The organism is Mitsuaria sp. BK041 (assembly GCF_014193085.1).
Classification (GTDB): domain Bacteria; phylum Pseudomonadota; class Gammaproteobacteria; order Burkholderiales; family Burkholderiaceae_C; genus Roseateles.
In genome coordinates this window covers 2,673,740-2,689,469 of record NZ_JACHYT010000001.1, presented here as the reverse complement: position 1 = coordinate 2,689,469, position 15,730 = coordinate 2,673,740, and the positions used below count along the sequence as shown (strand labels likewise).

Genomic DNA, 15,730 nt, shown 5'->3' with positions numbered 1-15,730 from the left:
CCCCGACTGCCTCATGGCCCGATCCATCGCCCCGTCGGCCGTCCCGGCGACGCCGGACGACGCCCGCGTGCTGCGCGCGAGCGCGCTGCTCGGCTGCGCCTATTACGGCAGCATCGGCCTGTTCAACCCGTTCGCGCCGCTCTGGTACAAGTCGCTCGGCCTGCCGGTGGTGGCGATCGGGCTGCTGGTGTCGATGCAGAGCTGGACCCGGCTGTTCGCGCCCTACCTGTGGGGCCTGGTGGCCGACCGCAGCGGCCGGCGCGTCGAGCTGATCCGGGCCGCGGCGCTCGCCTGCTGGATCAGCGCCTGCGGCCTGCTGCTGGTGTCGCCAAGCGGCAGCGGCAGTGGCGCGTCGGTGCTCGGGCTGACGCTGGTCGTGTTCCTCATGTACTTCTTCAACGCCTGCGTGACGCCGCTCAACGAGGCGCTGATCGCGCATGAGCTGGCCACCAGCGTCGGCATGGATCCGAAGCGCTACGGCCGTGTGCGGTTGTGGGGTTCGGTCGGCTTCCTGGCGACCGTCGTCGGCGGCGGCTGGTGGTTCGACGCGGCCGGCATGGCGGTGTTCCCGTGGACCATCGTCGCGGGGCTCACGACGCTGGTGATCGCCGCCTGGCGGCTGCCGCGCAGAGCCGCCGTCCAGCACGACGCGGCGGCGCCGGTCTCCATCGCCGCCACGCTGCGCCGACCGGAAGTCGGCTGGTTCTTCCTCGGCATGTTCTTCACCGTGCTGGCGCACACCGCCATCTACGCCTTCTACAGCCTCTACCTGGACCGGCTCGGTTACGGGAAGGGGCAGGTGGGGGCGCTGTGGGCGGTGTCGGTCGCGGCGGAGATCGCCTGGTTCGCCTTCCAGGGCCGCTGGGTCCGGCAGCAGCACCTGCATCACTGGCTCATCGTCGCGGCGCTGCTGGCGGCGTTCCGGCTGGCGGGCACCGCCGGGCTGGGCGCGAGTCTCGTGGCGATGGTCCTGCTCCAGTGCTGCCACGCGGTCACCTTCGCCGCGCAGCACACCGCCTGCATCGGCCTGATCGGGCGCTATTTCCCCGGCCGGCTGCAGGGCCGCGGCCAGGCGCTGTACGCGGTGCTGGGCTACGGGGTCTCGGGCGTGCTGGGCAGCCTGGGCGGCGCCTGGCTCGCCGAAAGTCATGGCTACGCGGCCTGCTTCTGGGCCGCGTCGGCCTTCGCGCTCGTCGGTGCGGTCTGTCATTGGCGCTGCGCGAAGCGCGATCCGCTGCAGCCGGCCTGAGCGCCGCCCGCCTGGTCCGGCGCTATGGCCTCGCCGGTTCTGAAAGCCAAAAGGCAATCGAGCGCCCTCGCCTCCTTCTGTGCTTTCGTCGCTCCGACTAGCAATTTGTCGTTGAGACGGCCGATTTCAGTCCCAGAGATAAGCAGGCCATGACGCACAAACAGCAGTTCGTCGCGTCTGTCTCCCGCATCAATTTGGGGATTCCTACACTCCGCCGCATTCAAGGATCATCGAACCGGTGATCCCGTGTCGACGGATGGGGGAGATCATGCGCAAGCAATGGTGGTTGGGTGGCGTGGCGGTGGCCGTCCTGGCGGGCGGCGCCGGCGTGTACGCCACGAGCGGGAGCAGCGCTCCGGCGGCGAAGAAGGACGCGGCCAAGCCGGCCCTGGAGTTCCAGGCGGGCGAGGTCATCAAGCCGACGATGGCGCCGATGCCGGGCCTGATCGAGTTCTCCGGCCCGCTGGTCGCGCCCAATACCGTGATCGTCCGTGCCAAGGCCTCGGGCAGCCTGGACCGCCTGACGGTGGGCGAGGGCAGCCGGGTCAAGGCCGGCCAGTCGCTGGGCCAGCTGGACCTGGAGGAACTGCGCCACAAGGTGGCCGAGCGCAATGCCAGCGTCGAATCGGCCCGCGCCATGTACGAGCAGTCCGAGCGCCAGTACAAGGCCAACCAGGGCCTGGCCTCGCAGAACTTCATCGCGCCGACGGCGCTGGACAACTCCCGCGCGCAACTCGAGTCCGCGCGCGGCCAGATGCTGTCCGCGCAGGCGCAGCTCGGCACCAGCGAGGTCCTGCTGCGCCAGGCCGCGCTGATCTCGCCGATCGACGGCATCGTCGCCAAGCGGCACACGCTGCCCGGCGAGAAGGTCGCCGCGGAGCAGCAGGTGCTGACCATCGTCGACCTGTCCAAGCTGGAGCTCGCCGGCCTGGTCGGCACGCACGAGGTGGGCAAGCTCTCGCCCGGCATGACGGTGCAGGTCAAGGTGGAGGGCAGCGATGAGCCGGTGACGGCCCGCATCGCCCGCATCGCGCCGGCCGCCGAGCCCGGCACCCGCTCGATCGGCGTGACGCTGACGCTGGACAACACCGGCGAGCGTTTCCGTGCCGGCCAGTACGCCGTCGCCCGCGTCGAGCTGCCCGACGACAAGCCGCGCCTGACGGTGCCGTCCACGGCGGTGGGCGCGGTGTCCGGCCAGGAACATGTCTGGTTGATCGAGAAAGGCATGCTGGTGCGCCGCATCGTGACCACCGGCCGGCGCGATCCGCGCGAAGGGCGCGTGGAGATCCTGGCCGGCGTGACGCCGCAGTCGCAGGTGCTGGGCGCGCGCTTCGACAACCTCAAGGAAGGCGAGCGCGCCGAGATCCGCGCGCCCAAGGCCAGCATGGCCAGCGTCGCCGCGAGCGGCGCGACCGCCCAGTAATCGCCGCCCGGGCCCAGCGGCGGCGGCGCTGCCGCGCCCGGGGCCTGGCGGAAAGAACGACAAGAACGGCCGACCGCCGGTGCCGCGCGCGTCTGCCTGGCCCGACCGGCCCGACCGGCCACGACCGAACCGAACCCTCGAAGGGAGCTTCCCATGTGGATGACCCGTGTCTCGATCCGCAACCCCGTCTTCGCCACCATGGTCATGGTCGCGTTGTGCGTGCTGGGGCTGGTCGCCTATTCCAAGCTGGGCGTCGAGCAGTCGCCCGACATCACCTTCCCCGGTGCCCAGATCGACATCCAGTACCCCGGCGCCTCGCCCGAGGCGGTGGAGCGCGAGGTGGCCAAGCCGCTCGAGGAGGCGCTCAACACCATCGCCGGCGTGGAGCGGGTGCAGTCGCGCAGCTTCGAGGGCCGGATGCAGGCCTCGGTCGAGTTCTCGCTGAACGCCGACATGAACCGCGGCATGCAGGAGATCCGCGACCGCGTGGCGCAGGCCCAGGCGCAGTTTCCGCGCGACGTGAAGCCGCCGATGGTGCAGCGTTTCCAGACCGAGAACGCGCAGCCCATCATCGTGGCCGCGCTGATGAGCCCGGACCGCACGCTGCGCGAGCTGTCGATGATGGCCGACCTGACCGTCTCCAAGCGGCTGGGGCGCGTCGAGGGCGTGGCCAAGGTGGACGTCGGCGGCATGGCGGTGCGCGAGGTCCGCATCGACCTGGACCCGACCCGCTTGCGCGCCTTCAACATCACGCCGGCGCAGATCTCGGCGGCGCTCAACGCCGCCAACACCGACGCGCCAGTGGGCCTGATCTCCAACCGCTTCGATGACGCGATGCTGCGCGTCGAGGGCAAGGTCAAGGATCCGAAGGAATTCGCCAATGTCGTTGTCGGCCGCCGCGGCGACCTGCCGCTGACGCTGGGTGACCTGGGCACGCTCAGCGAGCGCGAACGCGAGCTCGACAGCATCGCCCGCATCAACGGCCAGCCCGCCGTCACCTTCAACATCTTCAAGCAGCAGGACGCCAACATCGTCGCCACCGGCGAGGCGGTCAAGGCGGCGGTCGAGGAGATGCGCAAGACGCTGCCCAAGGACATGGAGCTGCGGCTGGTCTACGTCAACAGCGACTTCGTGAAGCATTCGCTGGACGGCCTGCGCCACACCCTGATCGAGGGCGCGCTGCTGACCATCGCCATCGTGTTCCTGTTCCTGCACAGCTGGCGCTCGACCATCATCACCGGGCTGACGCTGCCGATCTCGGTGATCTCCAGCTTCATCGCGATCTATGCCTTCGGCTTCACGCTGAACTTCATGACGATGATGGCGCTGAGCCTGTGCATCGGCCTGCTGATCGACGACGCCATCGTCGTGCGCGAGAACATCGTGCGCCACGTCGGCATGGGCAAGGACCACCACCGCGCGGCCGAGGACGGCACCAACGAGATCGGCCTGGCGGTGATGGCCACGACCTTCGCGATCTGCGCGGTGTTCGTGCCGGTCGCCTTCATGGGCGGCATCGTCGGCAAGTTCTTCTATCCCTTCGGCATCACCGTCGCGGTGGCGGTGCTGGTGTCGCTGTTCGTCAGCTTCACGCTGGACCCGATGCTGTCCTCGGTCTGGCCCGATCCGCCGAGCACCTACATCAAGAAGGTGCCGGTCATCGGCCACCTGGTGCGCGCGACCGACCGCGGCATGGACCTGCTCCACGACGTCTACGAGAAGACGCTGCGCTGGGTGTTCTCCGGCCGCCGCTACCGGATGCTGGTGCCGCCGCTGCCGGCCTTCGGTCGCCCGTTCGGGCCGGACGGCCAGCGCCTGACGAGCGCGCCGCGCCGCCTGCGGCTGGCCACCATCACGCCGCGCGGCATCGTGACCGGCTCGGGCGTCGGCAGCTTCGTGCTGGCCCTGCTGCTGGTGCCGGCGGTGGGCAGCGAGTTCCAGCCGCAGATCGACCAGGGCTTCACCCACCTGACGCTGCGCATGCCGGTGGCGACCAGCCTGGAGCGTGGCGAGGCCAAGGTGCGCCAGGTCGAGGAGATCTTGGCCACCTTCCCCGAGATCAAGACCGTCGCGACCGTCGTGGGCAGCAGCGGGGAGGGCATGGCCACCGGCCGCAACCAGGCCAACCTGGACATCGCGCTGGTCGACCGCAAGCTGCGCAAGCGCACCCAGATGCAGGTGGAGGACGCGATCCGCGCCGAGATCGCGCGCATCCCCGGCGTCGAGGTCAGCGTCGGTTTCAACCGGCCGGTGTGGGTGACCATCCTCGGTTCCGATCCGGAAGTGCTGACCCAGGTGGCCAAGGACTTCGCCGAGAAGGTCAAGAAGATCAAGGGCGCGGTGGACGTGGACACCACGGTCAAGCCGGGGCTGCCGGCCTACGCGGTCAAGCTCAAGGACTCGGCGGTGCGCGAGCTGGGGCTCAACGCGGTGCAGGTGGCGTCCTCGCTGCGGGCCTACGTCAACGGCGACATCGCGACCTACTGGACCACGCCCGACGGCAACCAGGTCGAGGTGCTGCTGCGCCTGCCCAAGGCGCAGCGCCAGAGCATCGAGCAGATGCGCAACCTGCCGGTGGCCTTCGCCCGCGACGGTTCGCCGATCGCGCTGGAGCAGGTCGCGACCATCGAGCCGGTGTTCAACCCCGAGGTGATCCGTCGCCAGAACCTGCAGCGCCGCGAGGCGGTCTACGCCGGCGTGCAGGGCCGCCCCGGTGGCGACGTCAATGCCGACGTGCAGAAGCTGATCAAGGAGACGCAGCTGCCGCCGGGCATCAGCTTCATGGTCGACGGCGACGGCAAGCAGCAGGCGGAGGCCTTCAACGGCCTGCTGATCGCGATGGGGCTGGCGCTGATCTTCATCTACATCGTGCTGGCCAGCCAGTTCGGCAGCTTCGTGCAGCCGATCGCGATCATGGCCTCGCTGCCGCTGGCGATGATCGGGGTGATGCTGGCGCTGCTGCTGTGGAAGACGACGCTGAACGTGTTCTCGATGATCGGCCTGGTGATGCTGATGGGCCTGGTGACCAAGAACGCGATCCTGCTGGTGGACTTCGCCAACCATGCGCGCAAGGACCAGGGGCTGTCGGTGCCGGAGGCGCTGCTGCAGGCCGGCCTGACGCGGATGCGGCCCATCATCATGACGACCGCGGCGATGGTGTTCGGCATGCTGCCGATGGCGATCGCGCTCAACGAGGGCGGCGAGATCCAGGCGCCGATGGGGCGCGCGATCATCGGCGGCGTGATCACCTCGACGATCCTGACGCTGGTCGTGGTGCCGGTGATCTATTCCTACCTGGTGAAGGGCCGCAAGACCTTCGCGGCGACGTCGACGCCGTCCGATGCGGACCTCGACGCCACGGCGGACGAGCGCCCGGCAGGCCCGGCGATCGGCCCGGGCACGCCGACGCCAGGCATCGCCGACTGAGGCCGCACGCGCGACGGGCCAGGCGCCCGTCGTCGATGACACGGACGCCGGATCGGCAACGATCCGGCGTTGTCGTTCATGTCGGCGCCTAGCAGCTCTCGCGCAAGACCAGCTCGAAGCCCAGGTCCAGGCAGGGCTCGGGGACCGCTTCGTTGCGCATCAGCGCGACCAGCATGCGCGCGGCCTCCAGGCCGATCTCGCCGCGAGGCGTGCGCACGGTGCTCAGCGGCGGCAGCATCTGGCCGCCGCCGGTGAGGTCGTTGAAGCCGGCGACGGCGACGCGCTCGGGCACCCGGATCCCCAGCCGCAGCGCCTGCAGCAGCGCGCCCTGGGCCAGGTCGTCGTTGTTGAAGAAGATCGCGTCGACATCGGGCACGGCCTGCAGGACGCGCTCGAACATCGCCGCGCCGAGCGCGAACGACGACGGTGCCGCGTCCATGAACTCCAGCGCCGGATCGTGCGCCGCGCCCAGCGCTTCCCGATAGCCCTGCGCGCGCTGCAGCGTGCGCGGGTCCAGCTGCGCTGCGGCGAAGGCGATGCGGCGATAACCGCGCCGCATCAGCTCGGCCGTCATCGCGTGACCGGCCGCCTGCTGCGAGAAGCCGACCGAATACAGGCCCGGCTCGCCGCGGTTCTCCATCACGTGGACGCAGGGCACGCCGCTGCCGTGGATCAGCGCCCGGGCCGCGTCGGTGCGGTCGAAGCCGGTGACCAGCAACCCCGCCGGACGGTTCATCAGGTAGGTGCGCAGCAGCGCCTCTTCTTCCTCGGGGTGGTAGTGGGTCACGCCGATCAGGCTCTGGTAGCCGGCGGCCAGCAGCGTGCGCTGCGCCGCGTCCAGCAGGTCGACGAACAGCGCGTTCGACAGCAGCGGGATCAGCACCACCACCTGGTTGCTGCGCGAGGATGCCAGCGCCCGGGCCGCCGGATCCGGCACGTAGCCGAGCTGGGCGACGGCCGCGGTGACGCGCTGCACCAGCTCCGCCGCCACGCTGCGCTCGCCGCGCAGCGCGCGCGAGGCGGTGATCGGGCTCACGCCGGCGGCCAGGGCGACGTCTTGCAGCGTGGCCCGGCCGGTGGCGCGGCGGCGTTTGGAGGAGGGCGGGTTCATCGGCGGGAGGATAGCGCTATCCCCCTGCGTCGCCAGCCGGGTCGGACCCGAGGCCTGTGGCCCGGCGAACCGCGGCCGCGCATCGATCGACGCGCCCCGAAACTACGCGTAATCCCTCTCCTGGTGCCTGGATGCACCACCTAAGATAGCGCTATCCCAACCGTCGGACGGCCCACCGTGGCGCCTGCCGGACCGGGAAATTTCCTTGCGTGACGAGGACCGACGGCGATACCGGACCACCGCTCGCCGTCTCTTTTCAGCCAGTGGGATAGCGCTATCCAATGACTTCGCCGACCGCCACCGCCGCTTCGATCCCGGGCCCGATCCCGGCCACGGCCCTTGTCGTCATGGGGGTCGCGGGCTGCGGCAAGACCAGCGTCGGCGAGGCGCTGGCCCGCGCGCTGGGCTGGGGCTTCATCGAGGGCGACGCGCACCACGCGCCGGCCTCCATCGCCAAGATGCAGGCCGGCCAGCCGCTGGCCGACGAAGATCGCTGGGGCTGGCTGGACCAGCTCGGGCAGATGCTGCGCACGCAGGCGCCGGTGGTGCTGAGCTGCTCGGCGCTCAAGCGCGCCTACCGCGAGCGGCTGCGCGCCGCCTGCCCGGCGGTGCGCTTCGTCTACATGGACATCGACAAGCCGCTGGCGCTCGAGCGCGTGGCGGCGCGGGCCGACCGCCATTTCTTCTCGGCGACGCTGGTGGACAGCCAGTTCGCCACGCTCGAGCCGCCGACCGGCGAGCCGGGCGTCGTGACCGTGCCGGCGGCGCTGCCGCTGGACGAGCAGGTCGGGCGCGCGCTGGCGCTGCTCGCCGTGCCCCCCTCCCAGGAGACCGACGCATGAGCCTGTCCGACCACGATCCTTCGTCCACCGCCGGCGCGGACGCCACCGCGCCGCGCTCGCGCCTGCTCCTGGCCGGCGAGGCCGCGATGGCGCTGTGCCTGGGCGTGATGGCGCTGGCGGTGTTCGTCAACGTCGTGCTGCGCTACGGCTTCGGCGGCGGCATAGCGGCCAGCGAGGAGCTGTCGCGGCTGCTCTTCGTCTGGATGGTCTTCATCGGCGCCACCGCCGCCTATCCGCTGGGCGAGCACATGGCCTTCACCAGCCTGCTGCTGCCGCTGCGCGGCAAGCCCGGCGCGCTGCGGGCGGTCACCGGGGTGATCCGCGTCGCGGTCATCGCCGCGGCGGGCCTGGTGGGCTGGGGCGCCTGGCAGCAGGTGGTCGTCGGCATGGACAGCCGCTCGGTGGTGCTGGGGTATCCGACCGCGCTGCTGCCGCTGCCCGCGCTGCTGTCCTGCGCCGCGATCGCCGTGATGGCGGCCTGGGAACTGGTCCGCGGCAAGCCGCTGGACCTCGAGCACGAGTCGGACGTCGAGTAAGGGCAGGGCAGGTCGATCATGAGCAACGAGGCACTGTCCTTCATCGTCTTCGTCGGCGGCATGGTGCTGCTGATGGGCATCGGCATCCCGATGGCCTTCGCGCTGGTGCTGACCGGCGCCGGCATGGCCTGGGCGCTGGAGTTCTGGGACACCCAGCTGCTGGCGCAGAACCTGGTGGCCGGCATCGACAGCTTCCCGCTGCTGGCCGTGCCCTTCTTCATCCTGGCCGGCGAGCTGATGAACGCGGGCGGCATCAGCCGCCGCATCATCCAGATGGCGCAGGCCTGGGTCGGCCACATCCCCGGCGGGCTGGGCTTCGTGGCGATCGGCGCCTCGGTGCTGATGGCCAGCATGAGCGGCTCGGCGCTGGCCGACACCGCCGCGCTGGCCACCATCCTGCTGCCGATGATGCGACGCCATGGGTATCCGATGGCGACCTCCGCCGGGCTGATCGCCTCGGGCGGCATCATCGCGCCCATCATTCCGCCGTCGATGCCGTTCGTGATCTACGGCGTGACGACCAACACCTCGATCTCGGCGCTGTTCCTCTCGGGCATCGTGCCCGGGCTGGTGATGGGCCTGGGACTGCTGGTCGCCTGGAAGCTGCAGCTGCGCAGGATCGACCTGCCGCCGGGCACCGCGCTGCCGATGCGCGAGCGGCTCAAGGCCACCGCCCAGGCCTTCTGGGCGCTGCTGATGCCGCTGATCATCATCGGCGGCATGAAGACCGGGGTGTTCACGCCGACCGAGGCCGCGGTGGTGGCCGCGTTCTACGCGCTGGTCATCAGCTTCGTCGTGCACCGCGAGATGGGCCTGCGTGACCTGCACGGCGTGCTGGTGCGGGCGTCCAAGACGACGGCGATCGTGATGTTCCTGTGCGCCGGCGCGCAGGTGGCGAGCTACATGATCACGCTGGCGGACCTGCCGGGCGTGCTCACCGGCTGGCTGGGCGGGCTGATCGAGTCGCCGCGGCTGCTGATGGCGCTGATGATGCTGATCCTCGTGGTGATCGGCACGGCGCTCGACCTGACGCCGACGATCCTGATCTTCGCGCCGGTGATGCTGCCCATCGCGGTCAAGGCGGGCATCGACCCGGTGTACTTCGGGCTGATGTTCGTGCTCAACGGCGCGATCGGCCTGATCACGCCGCCGGTGGGCACGGTCCTCAACGTGGTGGCCGGCGTGGGCCGGCTGTCGATGCACCAGGTCATCAAGGGCGTGAATCCGTTCCTGCTGACCTACGCGCTGATCCTCGTCCTGTTCACCGTGTTCCCCGAGCTGGTCATCGCGCCCGTCAAGTGGATGCGCTGACCGGCCGCGACCCTTCCCTGATCCTCAGCGACCCTCGTACCCAGGAGACAACCATGAGCTTCAAGACCCGCCGCAACACCCTGGCCGCCGCCGTCGCGCTGGCCGCCGTCGCGCTGAGCGCGGCGCTGCCCGTGTCATCGGCGCGGGCCGCCGACATCAAGCCGCGCCTGATCCGCTTCGGCTACGGCCTGGCCGAGAACAGCAACCAGGGCCGCGCGGTGAAGGTCTTCGCCGACGAGGTGGCGCGGCTGTCGGGCGGCAAGATGAAGGTGCGCGCCATCGGCGGCGCCGCGCTCGGCCCGGACACCCAGATGCAGCAGGCGCTGATCGGCGGCGCGCAGGAGATGATGGTCGGCTCGACCGCCACGCTGGTGGGCATCGCCAAGGAGATGGCGCTGTGGGACACGCCCTTCCTGGTCAACAACGTGCGCGAGGCCGACGCGCTGCTGGACGGCCCGGTCGGCGACAAGGTGCGCGGCAAGCTGGCCGACAAGGGCATGGTCGGCCTGGTGTACTGGGAGAACGGCTTCCGCAACCTGACCAACAGCAAGCGCGCGGTCAACCGGCTGGAGGACCTGGACGGCATCAAGCTGCGCGTGATGCAGAACAACGTCTTCCTGGACAGCTTCAAGCAACTGGGCGCCAACGCGGTGCCGCTGCCGTATTCGGAGCTGTTCTCGGCGCTGGAGACCAAGGCGGTCGACGGCCAGGAGAACCCGTACAACACCATCCTGTCGGCCAAGTTCTACGAGGTGCAGAAGTACCTGACGGTGACCAACCACGTCTACAGCCCGTGGATCGTGACCGTGTCGAAGAAGTTCTGGGACGGCCTGTCCAAGGACGAACAGGCGGTGCTGCAGCAGGCGGCGATCAAGAGCCGCGACTTCGAGCGCAAGGACACCCGCGACGAGGCCGCCAAGGCGCTGGCCGAGCTCAAGGCCAAGGGCATGGCGGTCAACGAGCTGAGCCCGGCGGAGACCGCCCGCATGCGCGACAAGCTGACCCGCGTGAATGCCGGTGTGGCGACGCAGGTCGGCATGGACCTGTGGAACGAGACCCAGGGCCAGTTGGCCAAGCTGCGCGGCGGCAAGTGAACGCCACGTGGGCAGCGCGTGAGCGGCGGGTGAGCGGCAGCTGAGCGCCCAAGGACGGCTCGTCACGGTATAGGCTGCGGGTTCCGACGCGACCGGCGTCGCTTCCCGACCGCTTCATCCATGACGACGTCTTCCCGCCCGCGCCGCCGCGGCTCCCGCGCCTTGCCCGCCGCCGTTCCTGGCGGCAGCGACCCTGCCGGCGGTGCCGGCGCCGAGGGCGTCCTCGAGGTCCCGATGCCCACGCGCGCGCCGGTCCCGGCCCAGGAGGCGCCGCGTTCCATCGACCTCGCGCTGCAGGGCGGCGGCTCGCACGGCGCCTTCACCTGGGGCGTGCTGGACCGGCTGCTCGAGGATGGCCGGTTGCGCATCGACGGCGTGTCGGGCACCAGCGCCGGCGCGATGAACGCCGCGGTCATGGCCACCGGCTTCGCCCACGGCGGGGCGCTCGGCGCGCGCCAGGCGCTGTCGCGCTTCTGGCAGGACGTCTCGGGCGTGCCGGCCTGCTTCGGCGTCGTCGGCGAGACCAAGGGCCCGGAGGAGGCCGCGCGGCGCGAGACGCCGGCCTGGGTCTTCAACCGCAGCGCCTGGCCCGGCATGGCGGCCTGGGACGCCTGGCTGCGGCTGTGGAGCCCTTACCAGCTCAATCCCTTCAACCTCGATCCGCTGCGGGACATCGTGCGACGCCATGTCGATGTCGACGCGCTGCGCGAGGGACCGATCAAGGTCTTCGTCACCGCCACCTCGGTGCGCACCGGCCAGCCGCGGGTGTTCAGCGGGGAGGACCTGGGCATCGAGGCGCTGATGGCCTCGGCCTGCCTGCCGCACAGCGCGCAGACGGTGGTGATCGACGGCGAGCCCTTCTGGGACGGCGGCTTCTCGGGCAACCCGGCGCTGTGGCCGCTGGTCTACGGCACCCACTCCGACGACGTGCTGCTGATCCAGATCAATCCGCGCGAGCACGCGGGCATTCCCCGCACCGCGTCCGAGATCGACGACCGCATCAACGAGATCACCTTCAACGCGAGCCTGGTGGCGGAGCTGCGCGCGATCGCCTTCGTGCAGCGGCTGTTGCGCGACCGGCGCATCGATCCGACGCGCTACAAGCAGATGCGGCTGCACCGCATTGCCGACGAGGACGGCCTGGCGCCCTTCGGCGCGTCGAGCAAGCTCAACACCGACCCGCGGCTGCTGACCACGCTGTTCGTGCTCGGCCGCGAGGCCGCCGACAAATGGCTGACGACCTGCGCGCGGCACGTCGGCCACGACAGCACACTGGACATCGGCGAGGTGTTCCTGGCCAACCGGGTGCGCAACGCGCGGCCGGCGGTCAAGGCGCCAGTGAAGGCGCCGGAGAAGGCAGTGGCGAAGGCGCCGGGCAGGGCGGGTAAGGGCGGCAAGGCCTGACCCTGGGACGCAGGGTCGACGGTCGACCGGCGGCGGCGGACTTTGCCGTCCGCGGCGCGACACCGCGACCGCCGCGAGGCCTTCGAGATCAGCTCAACCGCCGAAAGCGCAATTCCTCGATCAGCGTGTCGTTCCCCACCGTCTTGACGCGCTGCTCGACCACCTCGACGCGGCCGTCGGCGGCGAGCTGGCGGATCTCGCGCGCGGCGCTGTCGAAGACCAGCGGATGCTCCAGGCCGGAGCCGGCGTGTGGCAGGTCGACAAGTTCCCCGGGGGACGAGTCGAGGAACACGGTCATGGCGATCGAACTCATGCTGGACCTCACGAGCTGGACGAACACGGCGCGACTTTATGCGGCATCGCAGCAAGTGCAAGGGCTTGACCCTGGCATTTCATGACTTGGGTTCGGTCACCGCACCTGCCGGCATGCTGTGGCCAGTGTCGATTGCCGGCGTCGGTCGCTGCTGAGCCAGCTTTACTTCGATCGCACGGCCGGTGTAAACCACCTCGCGCAGCGGGGTGGATTGCAGCGCCGGCCGCCCGTCGCCGAGGCGGTGGATGCGCAGGCGCTGCGTCGTGCGCATGCCAGCGAAGCGCCCCGTGCGCGACGACAGACGCAGCACGCCGCGGCGGTCGTCCCAGGTCATGCGGACCACGCTGCGCGCGCCCCGCTCGTAGGCGTAGTCCAGGCCGCCGTCCTCGTAGAGGTCAAAGGCACCGTCGCGGCCAGGCACGACGTAGAGGTCCAGCACCTCGCCGGTGGCGTCCGCGGTGGACTGCAGCACCGGCCCGAGCGGCAGGATGCTGCCCGCGCGCAGGTGCAGGGGAATCCGCTCCAGCGGCGAAGCCACGTCGTGCGTGCGACCCCCGGCGCGGCGCTCGCCGGTCCAGAAGTCCACCCAGCCGCCCGCGGACTGCGGCAGATACACCGGCCAGGTCGACGCCTGCGGTGCCACGACCGGGGCCACGTGCAGCGCGCGGCCGAACAGGTAGCTGTGCGCCTGGTCCAGCGCCTGGGGATCGTCCGGGAAGTCGAAGACCAGCGGGCGCATGATGGGCGAGCCCTTGGCATGGACCTCGTGAGCCACGCTGTACAGGTAGGGCAGCAGCCGGTAGCGCAGTTCCAGGTACTGGCGGGCCACGGCCTCGACCCGGTCGCCATAGCGCCAGAACTCGGTGTTGGTCATGTAGCCATGCACGCGCTGCAGCGGCAGGAAGGTGGCGTACTGGAACCAGCGGATCAGGCGCTCGTGATAGGCCGTGTCGGTGTACTGGCCGTCGCCCGGCCGGAAGAAGCCGCCCGCGTCGACCGTCCAGTAGGCGTAGCCGGCAGCCGACATGTTCAGGCCTGCAGGGATCTGCCGCTTGAGCGTGTCCCAGTCGTTGCCGATGTCGCCCGACCACGTGGCCGAAGCGTGGCGCTGCTGTCCGGGGAAGGCCGAGCGCGTCATGATCATCACCCGCTGGTGGTGCAGGGCCTGGCGTTGGCCTTCGTAGACGGTGCGGGTGACATGCCAGGGGTAGGCCAGGCGCACGCGCTCGCCGCGCCCGGCCGTGGTGCGCCGGCCGGCGAGGTCGTCGTTCTCCGGCTCCGTCGCGTCCTGCCACCAGGCATCGATGCCGAGCTTGAGAAGGCGGTCGCGCTGGTTGTTCCAGTAGAAGGCGGCGCTTTTCGGGTTGAAGAAGTCGACCCAGTCGGTCTGGTCGATGTAGTGGCCGCCCGCCGCGGCGCTGCGGCCGAGCTCGGTATCGCGGGCGATCCTGGCCCACACCGACAGCATGAGCCGGCCCTTCAGGCCGTGAATGTCGCGAACCAGCGCCGCGGGGTCCGGGTAGTGATCCTCGTCGAAGCGCATCGCGTTCCAGCCGTGGCGACCCCAGTACTGCCAGTCCTGCACCATCACGTCGACGGGCAGCTTGCGGCGGCGGAACTCGCGCAGCGTGTCGACGATCTCTTCCGACGAATGGAAGCGTTCGCGGCAGTGGATGTAGCCGTACGCCCAGCGCGGCATCACGGGCGTGGCACCGGAGATCTCGCGGTAGCCGGCCATCACCTCGTCGGCGCTGGGGCCGGCGATCACGACGTAATCGATGGCGTCGGCCACCGGCGAACGCCAGGTCGTGCGGGCCTGCACGGCACCGAACTGCAGCGATGGCGCGTCGTGCTCGTCGGCCTGCACGAGGACGCGGTGCTCGCCCGCCGGCAGCTCGACGACAAAGCCCACCGTCGGTGGCAGCCATTGATTGGCCACTTCGACACAGGACTTGCCGTCGATCTCCACCGAATGGCGAGAGCCCATCGGACGGCCGACATCCAGCAGGAAGGCGAAACGCCCCGCGGTGTCGGTGCGGAAGCTGCCTTCGAAGCGCGTCACGTTGCGCACGACCTGGGCGTTGCCGGCGGTGGTGGTCACGTCCACCACCTCGGCCTTGCTCTCGGCGTTGATGCGGTTCAGCGCCACGCGCTGCTCCGGCGTGTTCAGCTCGGCCATGCCGTTGTTGTGCCACAGCAGTCCATAGCCGCGGCTGGACAGCATGAAGGGCAGGCTGATCTGCGTGTTCACCTGCGTCAGGCGGCGCGGCAGGCCGCGCAGGTCCATGGCGCCATCCTGGAAGCAGCCGGTGCCGTAGAGCCGCTCATCCGCGGGCGAGTCAAAGCCCTGCTCGGCGATGAAGACGGGCTCGTCGCCCAGCCGCGACGGCGTGAGGCGCCGGGTGCCCGCGGCTTCGCCAAGCAGCACGGCGCCATGGCGGTCGAGGAAGCGCAATGCGCCTGTCGCGTGGTCCATCTCACAGCGAATGCCTGGCAGCTCCAGGCGGGTGACGGCCGTACCCGGCGCCTGCGTCATGAGCGGCGCCGTGCGGTTGGGCAGCAGCGCGAGGCTGGGCGGGGCGACCTGCGCCGCGGATTGCGTCGGCAGGAAGCGCACGCGCAGCGCGCGATCGCTGAGCGCGCTGATCCGCAAGGTGCCCTGCGATGTGGTCAACACCCATTCAGGCACGCGGTCCGATTGGAGGGAGGCGGGGGCGGCACCGGCGGACACCGGGACACCGGCGGCCACTGCGCCGGAGGCGTTGGCCAGTGGGACGGCGAGCCCGGCCAGGGCGGCTTGCAGCGCCTGGCGCCGTGACAACTTGGTTTTGTGGTCGCTCATGACGCGCTTCGATTCAGCGGCAAGCCGGGGCGCGCGGCACCGCCGGCCATGGACTCTGTAGTTGGATTGGTAATACCAGTGTACGAAAATTGGTTATCTGGCCTTACCAATACAAACACCTAGGGAGCGCGGTGGGATCCGCGGTCATCCTGCCGGGGCCGATCACTCCGCAACCGCAC

General features: G+C 70.2%; 11 protein-coding genes. 8 read left to right on the top strand and 3 right to left on the bottom strand.

The window, feature by feature from the left end; translation table 11 throughout:
• Positions 1-13: 13 nt before the first annotated feature.
• The 3 genes from FHT38_RS11315 (at position 14) to FHT38_RS11305 (ending at position 6,098) form a co-directional block, all read left to right on the top strand.
• Positions 14-1,249 carry an MFS transporter gene (locus FHT38_RS11315; protein WP_183491821.1) on the top strand — a complete coding sequence of 412 codons (1,236 nt, stop codon included), beginning with the start codon at positions 14-16 and terminating at the stop codon, positions 1,247-1,249.
• 268 nt (positions 1,250-1,517) lie between these two features.
• A complete protein-coding gene (locus FHT38_RS11310; RefSeq protein WP_183479898.1) occupies positions 1,518-2,672 on the top strand; it encodes an efflux RND transporter periplasmic adaptor subunit in 1,155 nt (384 codons plus the stop codon).
• Positions 2,673-2,825: 153 nt separating this feature from the next.
• Positions 2,826-6,098, top strand: a complete 3,273-nt coding sequence (locus tag FHT38_RS11305) for an efflux RND transporter permease subunit (protein ID WP_183491820.1) — start codon at positions 2,826-2,828, stop codon at positions 6,096-6,098.
• A gap of 88 nt (positions 6,099-6,186) precedes the next feature.
• Here FHT38_RS11305 and FHT38_RS11300 read toward each other — a convergent pair whose 3' ends face one another.
• On the bottom strand, positions 6,187-7,209 hold the full coding sequence (locus FHT38_RS11300) for a LacI family DNA-binding transcriptional regulator (RefSeq protein WP_183491819.1): 1,023 nt from the start codon (positions 7,207-7,209) through the stop codon (positions 6,187-6,189).
• A gap of 347 nt (positions 7,210-7,556) precedes the next feature.
• Here FHT38_RS11300 and FHT38_RS11295 point away from each other — a divergent pair, with 347 nt between their 5' ends.
• The 5 genes from FHT38_RS11295 to FHT38_RS11275 all read left to right on the top strand — a co-directional run bounded on the left by FHT38_RS11295 (position 7,557) and on the right by FHT38_RS11275 (position 12,396).
• On the top strand, positions 7,557-8,051 hold the full coding sequence (locus tag FHT38_RS11295) for a gluconokinase (RefSeq protein ID WP_183492464.1): 495 nt from the start codon (positions 7,557-7,559) through the stop codon (positions 8,049-8,051).
• Positions 8,048-8,587: a TRAP transporter small permease subunit gene (locus tag FHT38_RS11290; protein WP_183491818.1), complete on the top strand. Its 540-nt coding sequence runs from the start codon at positions 8,048-8,050 to the stop codon at positions 8,585-8,587. Before FHT38_RS11295 ends, FHT38_RS11290 begins: the two co-directional genes overlap by 4 nt.
• A gap of 18 nt (positions 8,588-8,605) precedes the next feature.
• Complete coding sequence (locus FHT38_RS11285; protein ID WP_147241587.1) at positions 8,606-9,898, top strand: TRAP transporter large permease; 1,293 nt, start codon at positions 8,606-8,608, stop codon at positions 9,896-9,898.
• A 53-nt stretch (positions 9,899-9,951) separates the two neighbouring features.
• The gene (locus tag FHT38_RS11280) at positions 9,952-10,992 is read left to right on the top strand and encodes a TRAP transporter substrate-binding protein (protein ID WP_183491817.1); all 1,041 of its coding nucleotides are present in this window, start codon (positions 9,952-9,954) and stop codon (positions 10,990-10,992) included.
• A 120-nt stretch (positions 10,993-11,112) separates the two neighbouring features.
• Entirely contained in the window at positions 11,113-12,396 is a 1,284-nt protein-coding gene (locus FHT38_RS11275; RefSeq protein WP_255488659.1) for a patatin-like phospholipase family protein, read from the top strand.
• 88 nt (positions 12,397-12,484) lie between these two features.
• On the opposite strand, the gene FHT38_RS11270 is transcribed toward FHT38_RS11275, so the two are convergent.
• Both FHT38_RS11270 and FHT38_RS11265 read right to left on the bottom strand, forming a co-directional pair.
• Positions 12,485-12,709, bottom strand: coding sequence for a hypothetical protein (locus tag FHT38_RS11270; protein WP_147241610.1), 225 nt, complete (start codon positions 12,707-12,709; stop codon positions 12,485-12,487).
• A gap of 79 nt (positions 12,710-12,788) precedes the next feature.
• Complete coding sequence (locus FHT38_RS11265; protein ID WP_183491816.1) at positions 12,789-15,551, bottom strand: TIM-barrel domain-containing protein; 2,763 nt, start codon at positions 15,549-15,551, stop codon at positions 12,789-12,791.
• Positions 15,552-15,730 lie beyond the last annotated feature (179 nt).

Excerpts from the sequence above, each read along its gene's own strand:
- FHT38_RS11270 (WP_147241610.1), bottom strand. The coding sequence starts at position 12,709 with ATGAGTTCGATCGCCATGACCGTGTTCCTCGACTCGTCCCCCGGGGAA.
- FHT38_RS11290 (WP_183491818.1), top strand. The coding sequence starts at position 8,048 with ATGAGCCTGTCCGACCACGATCCTTCGTCCACCGCCGGCGCGGACGCC.
- FHT38_RS11295 (WP_183492464.1), top strand. The coding sequence starts at position 7,557 with ATGGGGGTCGCGGGCTGCGGCAAGACCAGCGTCGGCGAGGCGCTGGCC.
- FHT38_RS11305 (WP_183491820.1), top strand. The coding sequence starts at position 2,826 with ATGTGGATGACCCGTGTCTCGATCCGCAACCCCGTCTTCGCCACCATG.
- FHT38_RS11310 (WP_183479898.1), top strand. The coding sequence starts at position 1,518 with ATGCGCAAGCAATGGTGGTTGGGTGGCGTGGCGGTGGCCGTCCTGGCG.
- FHT38_RS11275 (WP_255488659.1), top strand. The coding sequence starts at position 11,113 with ATGACGACGTCTTCCCGCCCGCGCCGCCGCGGCTCCCGCGCCTTGCCC.
- FHT38_RS11265 (WP_183491816.1), bottom strand. The coding sequence starts at position 15,551 with ATGAGCGACCACAAAACCAAGTTGTCACGGCGCCAGGCGCTGCAAGCC.
- FHT38_RS11300 (WP_183491819.1), bottom strand. The coding sequence starts at position 7,209 with ATGAACCCGCCCTCCTCCAAACGCCGCCGCGCCACCGGCCGGGCCACG.
- FHT38_RS11315 (WP_183491821.1), top strand. The coding sequence starts at position 14 with ATGGCCCGATCCATCGCCCCGTCGGCCGTCCCGGCGACGCCGGACGAC.
- FHT38_RS11285 (WP_147241587.1), top strand. The coding sequence starts at position 8,606 with ATGAGCAACGAGGCACTGTCCTTCATCGTCTTCGTCGGCGGCATGGTG.
- FHT38_RS11280 (WP_183491817.1), top strand. The coding sequence starts at position 9,952 with ATGAGCTTCAAGACCCGCCGCAACACCCTGGCCGCCGCCGTCGCGCTG.